This is a genomic window from Burkholderia sp. AU45251 (assembly GCF_030482905.1).
Lineage (GTDB): Bacteria > Pseudomonadota > Gammaproteobacteria > Burkholderiales > Burkholderiaceae > Burkholderia > Burkholderia aenigmatica.
In genome coordinates, this window is record NZ_JAUJQH010000008.1 from 59341 (window position 1) to 73358 (window position 14018).

The following is a 14018-nucleotide window of genomic DNA, read 5'->3' on the forward strand; positions in this document are numbered from 1 at the left end:
TTCAAATGAGCAAACAACTGCAAGACGCATACATCGTCGCCGCCAGCCGCACCCCGATCGGCAAGGCCCCGCGCGGTGTCTTCAAGAACACGCGCCCGGACGAGCTGCTGGTCCACGCGATCAAGTCGGCGGTTGCGCAGGTGCCGGGCTTCGACACCAAGCTGATCGAAGACGCGATCATCGGCTGTGCGATTCCGGAAGCCGAGCAGGGCCTGAACGTCGCGCGGATGGGCGCGCTGCTCGCGGGCCTGCCGCAGACGGTCGGCGGCGTGACGGTCAACCGCTTCTGCGCGTCGGGCATCACGGCGCTGGCGATGGCGGCCGACCGTATCCGCGTCGGTGAATCGGACGCGATCTTCGCAGGCGGCTGCGAATCGATGAGCATGGTGCCGATGATGGGCAACAAGCCGTCGATGTCGCCGCACATCTTCGATCGCAACGAAGACTTCGGCATCGCGTACGGGATGGGCCTGACGGCCGAGCGCGTCGCCGAGCAGTGGAAGGTGAGCCGCGAAGACCAGGACGCGTTCTCGGTCGAGTCGCACCGCAAGGCACTCGCCGCGCAGCAGGCCGGCGAGTTCAACGACGAGATCGCCGCATACACGATCACCGAGCGCTTCCCGAACCTCGCGACCGGTGAAGTCGACGTGAAGACGCGCGAGATCGCGCTCGACGAAGGTCCGCGCGCGGATACGTCGATCGAAGGCCTCGCGAAGCTGCGCACGGTGTTCGCGAACAAGGGCTCGGTCACGGCCGGCAACAGCTCGCAGACGTCGGACGGCGCGGGCGCGCTGCTCGTCGTGTCGGAGAAGGTGCTGAAGGAATTCAACCTGACGCCGCTCGCGCGCTTCGTGAGCTTCGCGGTGCGTGGCGTGCCGCCGGAAATCATGGGCATCGGTCCGAAGGAAGCGATTCCGGCCGCGCTGAAGGCCGCCGGCCTGAAGCAGGACGATCTCGACTGGATCGAGCTGAACGAAGCGTTCGCCGCGCAATCGCTGGCGGTGATGCGAGATCTCGGTCTCGACCCGTCGAAGGTCAACCCGATGGGCGGCGCGATCGCACTCGGCCACCCGCTCGGCGCGACCGGCGCGATCCGCGCGGCGACCGTCGTGCACGGCCTGCGTCGCCGCAACCTGAAGTACGGGATGGTCACGATGTGCGTCGGCACCGGCATGGGCGCCGCGGGCATCATCGAACGCCTGTAAGCGGAGCGGGACGAACAGCGACGACGGTGCGCGGGCCACGAGCTCGCGCACCGTTTTTTCATTCCGATAGAGGAAAGTCAAAGGAGACGGTTGTGGCCGAAATTCAAGTGGAACGCGCCGACGGCGTGATGACGATCACGATCGCGCGCCCGGCGAAGAAGAACGCGCTGACGGCGGCGATGTATCAGACGATGGCCGACGCACTCGCCGAAGCCCAGGAAGACAAGGCGGTTCGCGTGATCCTGTTGCGCGGTGGCGACGGCAACTTCACCGCGGGGAACGATCTCGAGGATTTCCTGAAGTCGCCGCCGAAAGACGAGAACGCGTCGGTGTTCCAGTTTCTCGCGCGGATCAGCAGCGCGAGCAAGCCGATCGTGGCCGCGGTGCCGGGCATCGCGATCGGCGTCGGCGTGACGATGCTGCTGCATTGCGATCTCGTGTACGCGGCCGACACGGCGACGTTCTCGCTGCCGTTCGCGCAGCTCGGGCTGTGCCCGGAAGCCGCATCGAGCGTGCTGCTGCCGCGCCTGGCCGGCCATCAGGTCGCCGCCGAGAAGCTGATGCTCGGCGAGGCGTTCGATGCGCTGGAAGCGCACCGGATCGGCATCGTGAACCGCGTGCTGCCGGCCGCCGAACTCGACGCGTTCGCGGCGAAGCAGGCGGCGAAGCTCGCGGCGCTGCCGGCGTCGTCGCTGCGCGTGACGAAGGCGCTGCTGAAAGACACGGGTGGTGTTGCGACGTCGGCGCGGATGGCCGAGGAAGCGGGCCACTTCGCCGCGATGCTGCGTGCACCGGAAGCGCGCGAGGCGATGACGGCGTTCTTCGAGAAGCGCAAGCCGGATTTCCGTCAGTTCGACTGACGGAGCAGGCCACGCCGGCGGCGAGCCGCCGGCGCGCGCCCGCGATCGCGCTCAGGCCGTGCCGTAGTCGACGTGGCCGGTTTCGCGGCAGAAGCTGACGAGCCGCAAGCCGGCCGCTTTCGCGATCTCGATCGCGAGCGACGACGGGGCGGAGATCGTCGCCACCAGCGGGATGCCGACCCGCGCGGCCTTGCGCACGAGCTCGTAGCTTGCGCGGCTCGACAGGAACACGAAGCCGTCGGTCGTGTCGGCGCGCGACAGCACGAGCGAGCCGATCAGCTTGTCGAGCGCGTTGTGGCGGCCGACGTCCTCGAACGCCATCCGGATCGCGCCTGTTGCGTCGCACCACGCGGCCGCGTGCAGGCCGCCCGTGAGCCGCGTGAGCGCCTGGTGAGCCGGCAGCGCCTGCGCCGCGCGCGCGAGCGCGTCGGGCGCGAGGCGAGCCAGAAAGCCCGTATCGGGCACGCGTTCGGGCGCGAGGTCGAGCAGGTCGATGCTTTCGATCCCGCATACGCCGCAGCCGGTGCGCCCGGCAAGCGCGCGGCGCCGGTCCTTTAGCGCGGCGAACGCCTGCTGCACGACTTCCAGATGGACTTCCGCATGCGGCAGCGGCGCGTCGGCGTGCAGGATCACCTCGATGTCCTTGATGTCGCTGCCGCGCGCGACGATCCCTTCCGAGATCGCGAAGCCGACCGCGAATGCCTCGAGGTCGCACGGCGTGCACATCATCACCGCGTGCGAGATGCCGTTGAACACGAGGGCGACCGGCCATTCCTGGCCCACGTAGTCGTGCGCGGCTTCGACGATGCCGCCGCGGGTGCGGTGCACGGACAATTCGATCGCGCCGCGCGGTTCGGTTGTTTCGGTCGGATTCACGAGCACTCCCGTTGATTCGAAGCACGGGCGGCGACAATCGTGTCCGCCGCCCGCGCGCAGAGGTTCTAAAATACCTCAGGCAGGCCGGCCGCGCCGGCATCCGCCACGTCAGGTAACGACCATGGGACTCAGCGACGCTCCGTTGCTATTCAACTTCGAACACGATTCGTCGGAAAATTTGACGTACATCCCGATGATCGTGCGTTTCAATCTCGACCGTTTCGGTCTGCGGATCTCGCTTGAGCAGTGGCAGTTGCTGCCGCTCGAGGACCGCAAGCTGCTCGCGCGCTTTCCGGCCGACGAGGACACCGCGATCGAGCCCAACTTCGATCACGCGCTGTTCGAAATGCTGCGCACGCATGCCGATCTGGAACCGTCGTGGTTCCAGCCGGACGAGCAGCCGACCTGGCGTGCCACCGACATCGTGCCGGAGTCGCTCGTGCAGCAGAGCGCGCTGGCCGGGCTGATGGCGCCCGAGCTTGCGCAGTGGCAGCGGCTCGCGCCGTTCCAGCGCTACGTGCTGGTGAAGCTGTCGCGCAAGCCGAAGCTGAACCACGATTTCCTGCCCGCGATGCGGGAGTTCGGGCTGACGGCCACGCATTGACGCGGCCGTGCGCCGCGCGGTCGCGGCGCGCGCCGGTCAGAGCGGCGGCAGTTGCCGCGGCTTGCGGTCGGGGCCGGTCGCGACGTAGGTGAGCGTCGCTTCGGTGACCTTCACGACCTCGCCCATCAGGCGCATGCGCTGCGCGTACACCTCGACGTCGACCGTGATCGACGTGTTGCCGGTGCGCGTGATGGTCGCGTAGAAGCTCAGCAGATCGCCGACGAACACCGGCTGCTTGAACACGAACGAGTTGACCGCGACCGTCGCGACGCGGCCGTTCGCGCGCTGGCTCGCGGGGATCGAGCCGGCGATGTCGACCTGCGACATGATCCAGCCGCCGAACACGTCGCCGTGGACGTTCGCGTCATGCGGTTGCGGGACGACGCGCAGCGCGGGCTGCTTTTGCGGGAGGTCGAGGGTCGAATCGGTCATGGCGGGGGCTTTCATCCTGTAATAAATAGGCCGCCGCGCGCAGGCAGGCCGGCGAGGGCGCCGGCAGCGGCGCGAAGCGGCTTCTGCGACAATACAACGTTCGCAAATTGTACGAGAAAGTGAGCGAGCCGGCCGCCGATGCACGCGCCCGGCACCGCCGCCGATCCTTCCCCCATGCGCCGATTTCCTGCTTCCGGCGAGCCCGCGCCGGCTTCGACCGGGCCCCGCAACGACTGGCAGACCATCCGGTCGTTGCTGCCGTACCTGACCACCTACAAATGGCGCGTCGCGCTCGCGCTCGCCTGCCTGATCGGCGCGAAGGTCGCGAACCTCGGCGTGCCGGTCGTGATGAAGCGCATCGTCGACCACCTGTCCTACGTCCAGCAGATCACCGCGATCGGCCGCGCCGAACAGTCGGCCGGCATCGTGCTCGCGGGCGGCGTGGGGCTGCTGGTCGTCGCGTATGCGCTCGTGCGGCTGTCGACTTCACTGTTTACCGAGCTGCGCGAGATCCTGTTCTCGAAGGTCACCGAGAGCGCGGTGCGCCAGCTCGCGCTGCAGGTGTTCCGGCACCTGCACGGGCTGTCGCTGCGGTTTCACCTGGAGCGCCAGACGGGCGGCATGTCGCGTGACATCGAGCGCGGCACGCGCGGCATTCAGCAGCTGATCTCGTATTCGCTGTACAGCATCCTGCCGACGCTCGTCGAGGTCGGGCTCGTGCTCGGCTTCTTCGTGGTCAAGTACGAGGCCTATTACGCGTACGTGACGTTTGCGGCGCTGGTTACCTACATCGTGTTCACGGTGAAGGTCACCAACTGGCGCACGCATTTCCGCCGCACGATGAACGAGCTCGATTCGCGCGCGAACTCGCGGGCGATCGATTCGCTGATCAACTACGAGACGGTCAAGTATTTCGGCAACGAGGAGTGGGAAGCGCAGCGCTACGACGAGAACCTCAAGCGCTACCGCAAGGCTGCGATCCGCTCGCAGAACTCGCTGTCGGTGCTGAACTTCGGCCAGCAGGCGATCATCGGCACGGGGCTCGTGTTCATCCTGTGGCGTGCGACGCAGGGCGTGCTCGCCGGCAAGCTGACGCTCGGCGATCTGGTGCTGATCAACACGTTCATGTTGCAGCTGTACATTCCGCTGAACTTCCTCGGGGTCGTGTATCGCGAGCTGAAGCAGAGCCTCACCGACATGGACCGGATGTTCGGGCTGCTGTCGGCCGCGAAGGAAGTGGCCGACCTGCCCGATGCGCGGCCGCTTGCGGTATCCGGCGCGCAGGTGCGCTTCGAGCACGTGAATTTCGCGTACGAGCCGGCGCGGCAGATCCTGCACGACGTGTCGTTCACGATCGACGCGGGCACGACGACCGCGGTGGTCGGCCACAGCGGCTCCGGGAAGTCGACGCTGTCGCGGCTGCTGTTCCGCTTCTACGATCTCGACCGGCAGGCCGGCGGTGCGATCCGGATCGACGGGCAGGATATCCGCGACGTCACGCAGGATTCGCTGCGCGCGTCGATCGGGATCGTGCCGCAGGACACCGTGCTGTTCAACGACTCGATCTATTACAACATCGCGTACGGGCGGCCGGCCGCGACCCGCGACGAGGTGATCGCGGCTGCGCGCGCCGCGCACATCCACGATTTCATCGAAAGCTTGCCGAAGGGCTATGACACGCCGGTCGGCGAGCGCGGGCTCAAGCTGTCGGGCGGCGAAAAGCAGCGCGTCGCGATCGCGCGCACGCTGCTGAAGAACCCGCCGGTGCTGCTGTTCGACGAAGCGACGTCGGCGCTCGATTCGCGCTCGGAGCGCGCGATCCAGCACGAGCTCGACCAGATTGCGCGGCATCGCACGACGCTCGTGATCGCGCACCGGCTGTCGACGGTTGTCCACGCGCAGCAGATCCTCGTGATGGACCACGGGCGGATCGTCGAGCGCGGCACGCACGACGAACTCGTGCGCGCCGACGGGTTGTATGCGCAGATGTGGGCGCTGCAGCAGCAGCGCGCGGCGGCGGGCGGGGAAGAGGCCGAGGCCGCGTGAGCGGCGGTGCTGCGCGCGGGGGCGCACAGCGGGAGGGGCTTGCTTGATGGGCGGAGTCGGGCCGGCACGATGGCCCGGCGGGCGCTGGATCGGTTGGACGGTCTAGCCAACCCGGTCAGTTCGCCGGTCAGCCAGCCAGTCGGTCAGCTAACAACCAGCCGGCCAACTGACCAGTCGATCAACCCGCCAGCGGATCGATCAACCTGACGACCCGTCAGCGGGTCACTTCGCGGCGCGCAGCCGCGCGTCGAGCTCGCCCAGCTGCGCGGGCGTGCCGACGTTCTCCCAGATACCTTCATACAGTTCGCCGCTCGCGCGGCCGGCTTCGATCGCCGCGCGATAGTACGGCGTCAGCGCGCGCCGTGTGCCGGGTGCGAGATCGCGGAACATCCGCGTGTCGTACACGCCGATGTTGCCGAACGTGAAGCGCGCGACGCCGTCGAGCGCCAGGCGGCCGTCGTCGCCGAGCGCGAAGTCGCCGGCCGGATGGAACGGCGGGTTCGGCACCATCACGAGATGCATCGCGGGCGCGTCGAGCGCGGCCATCCGCGCGGCGCGCGGCGCGAGCGTCCGGTAGTCGAACGCGCAGTACACGTCGCCGCTGACCGCCGCGAACACGGCCGGCTGGCCGTCGCGCTCGAGCAGCGGCAATGCCTGCGCGATGCCGCCCGCCGTTTCCAGCGCGTCGCCCTCGGCCGAATACGCGAGCCGTACGCCCCAGCGCGAACCGTCGCCGAGCGCGGCCTCGATCTGCTCGCCGAGCCACGCGTGGTTGATCACGATCGTCTCGATGCCTGCGCGCGCGAGCGCTTCGATCTGCCACACGATCAGCGGCTTGCCGCCCGCTTCGAGCAGGGGCTTCGGACGGGTGTCGGTGAGCGGGCGCATCCGTTCGCCGCGCCCGGCGGCGAAGATCATCGCCGTGGTCAGGGTGTTGCTCATGTTCGGCCGGGTATCAGGAGAGTCGGAACGGTCAGAACGTGTAGCCCACGTCGGCCGGCGCGTTGCCCTCGAGTTCGTCGAGCAGCTTCGCGAACGGCACGAGCGGGCGGTAGCGCAGCGCGACCTTGCGCGCATACGTGATGAAGCGCGGCAGGTCGTTCAGGTAGTGCGGCTTGGCGTCGCGGTAATTGATGCGCGCGAACAGGCCGAGCACCTTGATGTGGCGCTGCAGCCCCATCCATTCGAGCTGGCGGTAGAACTCGCCGAAATCGGGGTCGACCGGCAGGCCAGCCTTTTTGGCCTTTTCCCAGTAGTACGCGAAGCAGTCGAGCTCGAATTCCTCGTCCCAGCTGATGAACGCGTCGCGCAGCAGCGACACGACGTCGTACGTCAGCGGTCCGTAGACGGCGTCCTGGAAGTCGAGGATGCCCGGGTTCGGCTCGCAGACCATCAGGTTGCGCGGCATGAAGTCGCGCAGCATGAAACCCTGCGGCTGCGCGTGCGCACTGGCGACCAGCAGCGCGAAGGTGCGGTCGAGCGTGCCGCGCATCGCGTCGGTGACAGGCTTGCCGAGGTGGCGGCCGACGAACCATTCGGGCATCAGCTCCATCTCGCGGCGCAGGAATGCCTCGTCGAACGGCGGCAGCACGTCGGGCTTTGACGTCAGCTGGAAGCGGATCAGCGCGTCGAGCGCGGCGCGCATCAGCGGCTTGGCGGCGGCCGGGTCGGCCGGATCGAGCACCGAGATGTACGACGTGCGGCCGAGATCGGTCACGAGCATGAAGCCCGCGTCGAAATCGTGGGCCAGCACGTCCGGCACGTGGTCGCCGGCCGCGGCGAGCAGCTGCGCGACCTGGACGAACTCACGGCACTTCTCGGGCGGCGGCGCGTCGACGGCGATCAGCGTGCCGCCGGCGCTCGTGGCCGATGCGACACGGAAATAGCGGCGGAAACTGGCGTCCGACGAGGCGGGCGCGAGGGTCGACAGGTCGAGTGCGTAGCGGTCGGCGAGCGGGTGCAGCCACGCGGTGAGCGCTTCGAGGCGGGCGTCGGGCTGGGATGCGGCGGATGGGGGCGTCATGAAACTCGGAGGAGGGGGGAACGTCTTGCCATATAATACCCCACGACTTTTTTGACGCGCCCCGCGTCAGCTTTCCGCCGTGCCGGCTCGCCGCCTGTCGCGCCGTCGCCCGATCGCCTCCCCGGTTTGCGCTCAGCCGCAGTCGCGGTGCGACGGCGCGGCCCGCCGTGCGCGAATGTGCCGCGTCGGCGCGGTTGACAAGGGGCGATTCGCCAAACGATAGATGCCGCCCAAACCGCTATTCCCGAATGTTTTCCCCGGTGACGGGGCGCCGCGCAAACGGCGACTCGCGCTCGCGCTCCTGGCCGTGCCCGGCCTCGTGCCGGCCGTGTCGTACGCGCAGCTGTCGGGCGCGGCCGCGCAGCCGCAGCTGCTCGACTCGCCGTGGGATCTGCGTCTCGCGCCCCAGCTCGAGGATCATCCGCTGAAGGACGGCGCGAAGCCGGCCGCCTTCGTGATTGCCGACCACACGAGCGGGACGGCCGAGCAGGATCTCGCCGCGAAGGGCTCGGCCGAGCTGCGGCGCGGCGACGCCGTCGTGAAGGCCGACGCGATCCACTACGATCAGGATACCGACATGGCCGATGCGTACGGCCAGGTCAAGGTGGTCAATGGCGGTACGTCGTTCGCAGGCCCCGAGGCGCACCTGAAGATCGAGGCGAACCAGGGCTTCATGACGGCGCCGAAGTACCGCTTCAACATGACGGGCGGCTCGGGCAGCGCGGAGCGCGTCGACATGGTCGACAACGAGCGCTCGGTGTTCGTCAACGGCACCTACACAGCGTGCCAGTGCTCGACGAACCCCGCGTGGTACATCAAGGGCAGCCGCTTCGACTTCGATACGGGCGCCGACGAAGGCACCGCGCGCAACGGCGTGCTGTTCTTCCAGGGCGTGCCGATCTTCGCCAGCCCGTGGATGACGTTCCCGTTGTCGGGCGAGCGGCGCAGCGGCTTGCTGCCGCCGACGTTCTCGATGAGCTCGAACAACGGCTTCGAGCTGTCGCTGCCGTACTACTTCAACATCGCGCCGAACCGCGACCTGACGCTCACGCCGCGCATCATTTCGCGGCGCGGCGTGATGGCCGAGGCGACGTTCCGCTACCTGTCGCCGTCGTATTCGGGCACGTTTACGGCCAATTACCTGCCGGACGACCGGCTTGCGCACCGCAACCGCTACGCGATCTACTGGCAGCACCAGCAGAACTTCGGCGGCGGTTTCGGCGGCTACGTCTACTACAACAAGGTCTCGGACAACACGTATCCCGAAGACCTCGGGTCGACGAACCAGTTCGTCAACGGGACGCAGACGCTGTACCAGCAGGAAGCGGGTCTCACGTACAACAACGGCCCGTGGTCGGTGCTCGCGCGCTACCAGCACTGGCAGACGCTGCCGCCGTCGATCGCGCCTTACAGCCGCGAGCCGCAGTTGAACGTGAAGTACACGAAGTACAACGTCGGCGGCTTCGACTTCGGCGCGGAAGCCGACTATTCGCGGTTCCGCATCACGACGGCCGATGCGACGGAAGGCGACCGGATCGTCTTCAACCCGTATGTCGCGTACGGCGTTTACGGCCCCGGCTACTTCGTCGTGCCGAAGATCCAGTACCACCTCGCGTCGTACGACCTGAACTACCTGTCGTCGACCACGCCGAACAGCCCGAAGCGCTTCACCGAGTCGATCCCGACCGTGAGCTTCGATTCGGGCCTGATCTTCGACCGCTCGGTGCACCTGTTCGGGCAGGACTTCATCCAGACCCTCGAGCCGCGCCTGTACTACGTGTACACGCCGTATCGCAACCAGTCGAACGCACCGCTGTTCGACACCGCGGAATCGGATTTCGGCCTCGCGGAGATCTACCAGCCGAACACGTTCGTCGGCAACGACCGGATTGCCGATGCGAACCGGATCACGGCCGGCCTGACGTCGCGCTTCATCGATCCGCGCACTGGCGACGAGCGCGCGCGCTTCGTGATCGCGCAGCAGTACTACTTCGCCAATCAGCGCGTCACGCTGAATTCCGGGCAGGCCGCCGCACAGGCGCGCCACTCGGACCTGATCGTCGGCGCCGCGCTGAAGCTCGGCTCGGGCTTCATGTCGGAGACGGCGTTCCAGTACAACCAGAACAACAACCAGCTCGTGAAGTCGAGTGTCGGTTTCGGCTACAGCCCGGGCGAGCGCCGCGTGATCAACGTCGGCTACCGCTATACGCGATCGAACACCACGCTCGACAACCAGCCGATCAACCAGTTCCTGGTGTCCGCGCAATGGCCGCTCACGCGCAGCCTGTATGCGATCGGCCGCTTCAACTACGACATCGCCGGCAATCGCGTGATCGACGGTCTGGTCGGCTTACAATACGACGCGGATTGCTGGGCGCTCGGGGTCGGGGTGCAGCGGTATGCGAACGGCATCAATTCGTCGGGACAGCAGAATTCGTCGACGCGAGTCATGATGCAGCTGACGCTCAAGGGCCTGTCGACGGTCGACAACGGCCTCGTGTCCGCGTTCCGTGCCGGTGTGCCGGGCTACACGCCGCTGCCGCCGGCGCCGCCGCCGATGTCCCGCTTCAGCAACTACGAGTAACGCCGGCTTGTCTGCACCGGTCAGCACGATTTCAATGGAGTTCCAGTGGCAATGAAGAAAACCCTTCGTTTCGCGGCAGTCGTGTCCAGCCTCGCTGCGGCCGCCGCGCTGCTCGCCGCCGCGCCGGCTGCGGCGCAGGCGCTCGGTTCGCAAGGTGCGCAGCTCGCCGACGAAGTCGTCGCGGTCGTTAACAACGACGTGATCACGGGCCGCGAACTCGACCAGCGTGCAGGCCTGATCGCGCGCCGGCTGCAGCAGCAGAACGCGCCGGTGCCGCCGGTTGACCAGCTGCGTGCACAGGTGCTGAACCAGATGGTGCTCGAGCGTATCCAGGTACAGAAGGCCAAGGACGACGGGATCCGCATCGACGACGCGACCGTGCAGTCCACGCTGCAGCGTCTCGCGCAGGCGAACGGGATGACGCTCGAGCAGTACCGCGCGCGTCTCGAGGCGCAAGGCGTGCCCTGGAGCATCTTCACGAGCGACGCGCGCACCGAACTGATGCTGTCGAAGCTGCGCGAGCGCGAGGTCGACGGCAAGATCACCGTATCGGACGCCGAGGTCGTGAACTACATCGCGAGCCAGCGCGGGCCGAACGCGTCGCAGCAGCAGGACCTGCGCTTCCAGCACATCTTCGTCAAGGCGCCGACCAACGCGCCGCAGGCCGACATCGAAGCGGCGCAGAAGAAGGCTGATGCGCTGCTGCAGCAGGCGAAGTCGGGCGCCGATTTCGAAAAGCTCGCGAAGAACAATTCGGAAGCGAACGACGCGAAGAAGGGCGGCGACCTCGGCTTCAAGTCGCCGAGCGCGTTGCCGGCCGACGTCGTCGACGCCGCATCGAAGCTGCGCCCGGGCCAGGTCAACCCGACGCTGATCCGCGTGCCGGACGGCTTCGAGATCGTGCGTCTCGTCGATCGTCGCCAGAGCCAGGGCGCGTCCGCCGCGGCACCGAAGATCGTCCAGACGCACGTGCGCCACATCCTGTTGCGCGTGGGCGAAGGCAAGTCGGAAGGCCAGGCGCGCCAGCAGCTGGCCGACATCCGCAACCAGGTCGAGGCCGGCGGCGATTTCGCGAAGTTCGCGCGCACCTACTCGCAGGACGGTTCGGCGTCGCAGGGCGGCGATCTCGGCTGGATCAGCCCGGGCGAGACCGTGCCGGAATTCGAGCGCGCGATGAACAACCTGCAGGACGGCCAGGTCAGCCAGCCGATTCGTACCGAGTATGGCTATCACCTGATCCAGGTGCTGAGCCGCCGCGAGGCGGAAGGCTCGGTGCAGCAGCAGATGGACATCGCGCGTCAGGCAATCGGCCAGCGCAAGGCCGAACAGGCGTATGCCGACTGGCTGCGCGAGCTGCGCGATTCGTCGTACGTGCAGTACAAGTTCGGCGGCGCCGGTCCGGCGAACTGAGCGAGCATCAGATGACCACGCCCGCGCTGCAGATCGCAATCACCACCGGCGAACCGGCGGGGGTCGGCCCGGAGCTGACCGTGCAGGCGCTGCGTGATGCCGCGCAGCGCTGGCCCGACGCGCATTTCACCGTGCTCGGCGATGCGGCGCTGCTCGATGCGCGGGCGGCGGCCGTCGGTGCCGACCGGGCCACGCTGGCCGGTGGCGGGCCGGTGTCGGTCGCGCATCACGCGCTCGCCGTGCCCGCGCAGGCGGGCAAGCTGGACGCGGCGAACGGCCTGTACGTGCTCGGGCTGCTCGATACGGCGATCGACGGCGCGCTGGCAGGCCGGTACGACGCGATCGTTACCGCGCCGCTGCAGAAGAGCACGATCAACGATGCGGGCGTGCCGTTCACCGGCCATACCGAATACCTGGCGGAGCGCACGCATACGCCGCGTGTCGTGATGATGCTGGCCGGTACCGGCCACAAGCCGCTGCGCGTCGCGCTCGCGACCACGCACCTGCCGCTCAAGGACGTTGCGGCCGCATTGACGGTCGACGGGCTCGTCGAGACGCTCGCGATCATCGATCGCGACCTGCGGCGCGACTTCGGTCTGGCCGCGCCGCGCATCCTCGTGACGGGCCTGAACCCGCACGCGGGCGAGAACGGTTATCTCGGCCGCGAGGAGATCGACGTGATCGCGCCGGCGCTGGCCCGCGCGAACGCGCAGGGTATCGACGCACGCGGCCCGTATCCGGCCGACACGCTGTTCCAGCCACGCCATCTCGCCGATGCCGATTGCGTGCTCGCGATGTTCCATGACCAAGGTCTGCCCGTGCTGAAGTACGCGACGTTCGGCGAGGGCATCAACGTGACGCTCGGGCTGCCGATCATCCGGACGTCGGTCGATCACGGCACGGCACTCGATCTGGCCGGCACGGGCCGCGCGGATCCGGGCAGCATGATCGCCGCGCTCGACACGGCCGTCACGATGGCGCGCCATCGCCGCGCGGCCTGATGCGGCCCGGCTTCACCTCATTCGTCGTATTTTTCGTTTTACTCAGTCGATGTCGAACAGCAGACAGCACCAAGGCCACTTCGCGCGCAAGCGCTTCGGGCAGAACTTCCTCGTCGATCACGGCGTGATCGATTCGATCGTCTCGACGATCGGCCCCGCGCGCGGCCAGCGCATGGTCGAGATCGGCCCCGGGCTCGGCGCGCTGACCGAGCCACTGATCCAGCGCCTCGCGACGCCCGAGTCGCCGCTGCATGCGGTCGAGCTCGACCGCGACCTGATCGGGCGCCTGCAACAACGCTTCGGCGCGCTGCTCGAACTGCACGCGGGCGACGCACTCGCGTTCGACTTCCGTTCGCTCGCGGCGCCCGGCGACAAGCCGTCGCTGCGGATCGTCGGCAACCTGCCGTACAACATTTCGAGCCCGCTGCTGTTTCACCTGATGACGTTCGCCGACGCGGTCATCGACCAGCACTTCATGCTGCAGAACGAAGTCGTCGAACGGATGGTCGCGGAGCCGGGCACGAAGGCGTTTTCGCGTCTGTCGGTGATGCTGCAGTACCGCTACGTGATGGAAAAGATGCTCGACGTGCCGCCGGAATCGTTCCAGCCGCCGCCGAAGGTCGATTCGGCGATCGTCCGGATGATTCCGTACGAGCCGCATGAACTGCCGGACGTCGATCCCGTGCTGTTGGGCGAAGTCGTCACCGCTGCGTTCTCGCAGCGCCGCAAGATGCTGCGCAATACGCTCGGCGACTATCGCGAGACGATCGATTTCGATGCGCTCGGCTTCGATCTCGCGCGCCGCGCGGAGGACGTGAGCGTGGCCGAATACGTCGGCGTCGCGCAGGCGCTCGCGGCGGTGCGCAAGGCCGGTTGACGCGGGTCAAGGCCGGTCACGCGAGCCGGCCCGGATGGACGAACAAGGCTGCCCTGCGCGGGGCAGCCTTTTTTATCGCGTGGACGCGCGCGTGTCGCGC

Annotated in this window: 12 protein-coding genes; 8 read left to right on the forward strand and 4 right to left on the reverse strand. The window is 67.7% G+C overall.

All coding sequences use genetic code 11. The features are described from left to right. Positions 1-5: 5 nt before the first annotated feature. Both QZM67_RS18000 and QZM67_RS18005 read left to right on the forward strand, forming a co-directional pair. Entirely contained in the window at positions 6-1205 is a 1200-nt protein-coding gene (locus QZM67_RS18000; protein ID WP_043190603.1) for an acetyl-CoA C-acyltransferase, read from the forward strand. Between the two features lie 92 nt (positions 1206-1297). Then, on the forward strand, positions 1298-2065 hold the full coding sequence (locus QZM67_RS18005; protein WP_043190606.1) for an enoyl-CoA hydratase: 768 nt from the start codon (positions 1298-1300) through the stop codon (positions 2063-2065). A 51-nt stretch (positions 2066-2116) separates the two neighbouring features. Here QZM67_RS18005 and fdhD read toward each other — a convergent pair whose 3' ends face one another. Then, positions 2117-2941 carry a formate dehydrogenase accessory sulfurtransferase FdhD gene (fdhD, locus tag QZM67_RS18010; RefSeq protein ID WP_301805464.1) on the reverse strand — a complete coding sequence of 275 codons (825 nt, stop codon included), beginning with the start codon at positions 2939-2941 and terminating at the stop codon, positions 2117-2119. 121 nt (positions 2942-3062) lie between these two features. Here fdhD and QZM67_RS18015 point away from each other — a divergent pair, with 121 nt between their 5' ends. Continuing rightward, a complete protein-coding gene (locus QZM67_RS18015) occupies positions 3063-3545 on the forward strand; it encodes a nitrate reductase associated protein (RefSeq protein WP_043190609.1) in 483 nt (160 codons plus the stop codon). A 36-nt stretch (positions 3546-3581) separates the two neighbouring features. On the opposite strand, the gene QZM67_RS18020 is transcribed toward QZM67_RS18015, so the two are convergent. Continuing rightward, a complete protein-coding gene (locus QZM67_RS18020) occupies positions 3582-3977 on the reverse strand; it encodes an acyl-CoA thioesterase (protein WP_043190612.1) in 396 nt (131 codons plus the stop codon). Positions 3978-4151: 174 nt separating this feature from the next. Between QZM67_RS18020 and QZM67_RS18025 the strand changes: the two genes are divergently transcribed. Next, the gene (locus QZM67_RS18025; RefSeq protein ID WP_301805467.1) at positions 4152-6023 is read left to right on the forward strand and encodes an ABC transporter ATP-binding protein/permease; all 1872 of its coding nucleotides are present in this window, start codon (positions 4152-4154) and stop codon (positions 6021-6023) included. Between the two features lie 222 nt (positions 6024-6245). Here the strand turns inward: QZM67_RS18025 and murU are convergent, their stop codons facing one another. Beyond that, positions 6246-6965 (reverse strand): N-acetylmuramate alpha-1-phosphate uridylyltransferase MurU, encoded by a 720-nt coding sequence (gene murU, locus QZM67_RS18030; RefSeq protein WP_175025229.1) that lies wholly within the window; start codon positions 6963-6965, stop codon positions 6246-6248. A gap of 31 nt (positions 6966-6996) precedes the next feature. Beyond that, complete coding sequence (locus tag QZM67_RS18035) at positions 6997-8046, reverse strand: aminoglycoside phosphotransferase family protein (RefSeq protein ID WP_175025228.1); 1050 nt, start codon at positions 8044-8046, stop codon at positions 6997-6999. A gap of 223 nt (positions 8047-8269) precedes the next feature. Here QZM67_RS18035 and QZM67_RS18040 point away from each other — a divergent pair, with 223 nt between their 5' ends. The 4 genes from QZM67_RS18040 to rsmA are packed head-to-tail and all read left to right on the forward strand — an operon-like array spanning position 8270 to position 13918. Beyond that, complete coding sequence (locus tag QZM67_RS18040) at positions 8270-10630, forward strand: LPS-assembly protein LptD (protein ID WP_301805471.1); 2361 nt, start codon at positions 8270-8272, stop codon at positions 10628-10630. Positions 10631-10681: 51 nt separating this feature from the next. After that, complete coding sequence (locus QZM67_RS18045) at positions 10682-12040, forward strand: peptidylprolyl isomerase (protein WP_301805474.1); 1359 nt, start codon at positions 10682-10684, stop codon at positions 12038-12040. Positions 12041-12051: 11 nt separating this feature from the next. After that, the gene (pdxA, locus tag QZM67_RS18050; protein WP_301805477.1) at positions 12052-13041 is read left to right on the forward strand and encodes a 4-hydroxythreonine-4-phosphate dehydrogenase PdxA; all 990 of its coding nucleotides are present in this window, start codon (positions 12052-12054) and stop codon (positions 13039-13041) included. A gap of 49 nt (positions 13042-13090) precedes the next feature. Beyond that, positions 13091-13918, forward strand: coding sequence for a 16S rRNA (adenine(1518)-N(6)/adenine(1519)-N(6))-dimethyltransferase RsmA (rsmA, locus tag QZM67_RS18055; RefSeq protein WP_301805479.1), 828 nt, complete (start codon positions 13091-13093; stop codon positions 13916-13918). Positions 13919-14018 lie beyond the last annotated feature (100 nt).

Coding starts and splice junctions, on each gene's coding strand:
- QZM67_RS18000 (WP_043190603.1), top strand. CDS start 6: ATGAGCAAACAACTGCAAGACGCATACATCGTCGCCGCCAGCCGCACC.
- QZM67_RS18015 (WP_043190609.1), top strand. CDS start 3,063: ATGGGACTCAGCGACGCTCCGTTGCTATTCAACTTCGAACACGATTCG.
- QZM67_RS18020 (WP_043190612.1), bottom strand. CDS start 3,977: ATGACCGATTCGACCCTCGACCTCCCGCAAAAGCAGCCCGCGCTGCGC.
- QZM67_RS18025 (WP_301805467.1), top strand. CDS start 4,152: ATGCGCCGATTTCCTGCTTCCGGCGAGCCCGCGCCGGCTTCGACCGGG.
- murU (WP_175025229.1), bottom strand. CDS start 6,965: ATGAGCAACACCCTGACCACGGCGATGATCTTCGCCGCCGGGCGCGGC.
- QZM67_RS18035 (WP_175025228.1), bottom strand. CDS start 8,046: ATGACGCCCCCATCCGCCGCATCCCAGCCCGACGCCCGCCTCGAAGCG.
- QZM67_RS18040 (WP_301805471.1), top strand. CDS start 8,270: ATGCCGCCCAAACCGCTATTCCCGAATGTTTTCCCCGGTGACGGGGCG.
- QZM67_RS18045 (WP_301805474.1), top strand. CDS start 10,682: ATGAAGAAAACCCTTCGTTTCGCGGCAGTCGTGTCCAGCCTCGCTGCG.
- pdxA (WP_301805477.1), top strand. CDS start 12,052: ATGACCACGCCCGCGCTGCAGATCGCAATCACCACCGGCGAACCGGCG.
- rsmA (WP_301805479.1), top strand. CDS start 13,091: ATGTCGAACAGCAGACAGCACCAAGGCCACTTCGCGCGCAAGCGCTTC.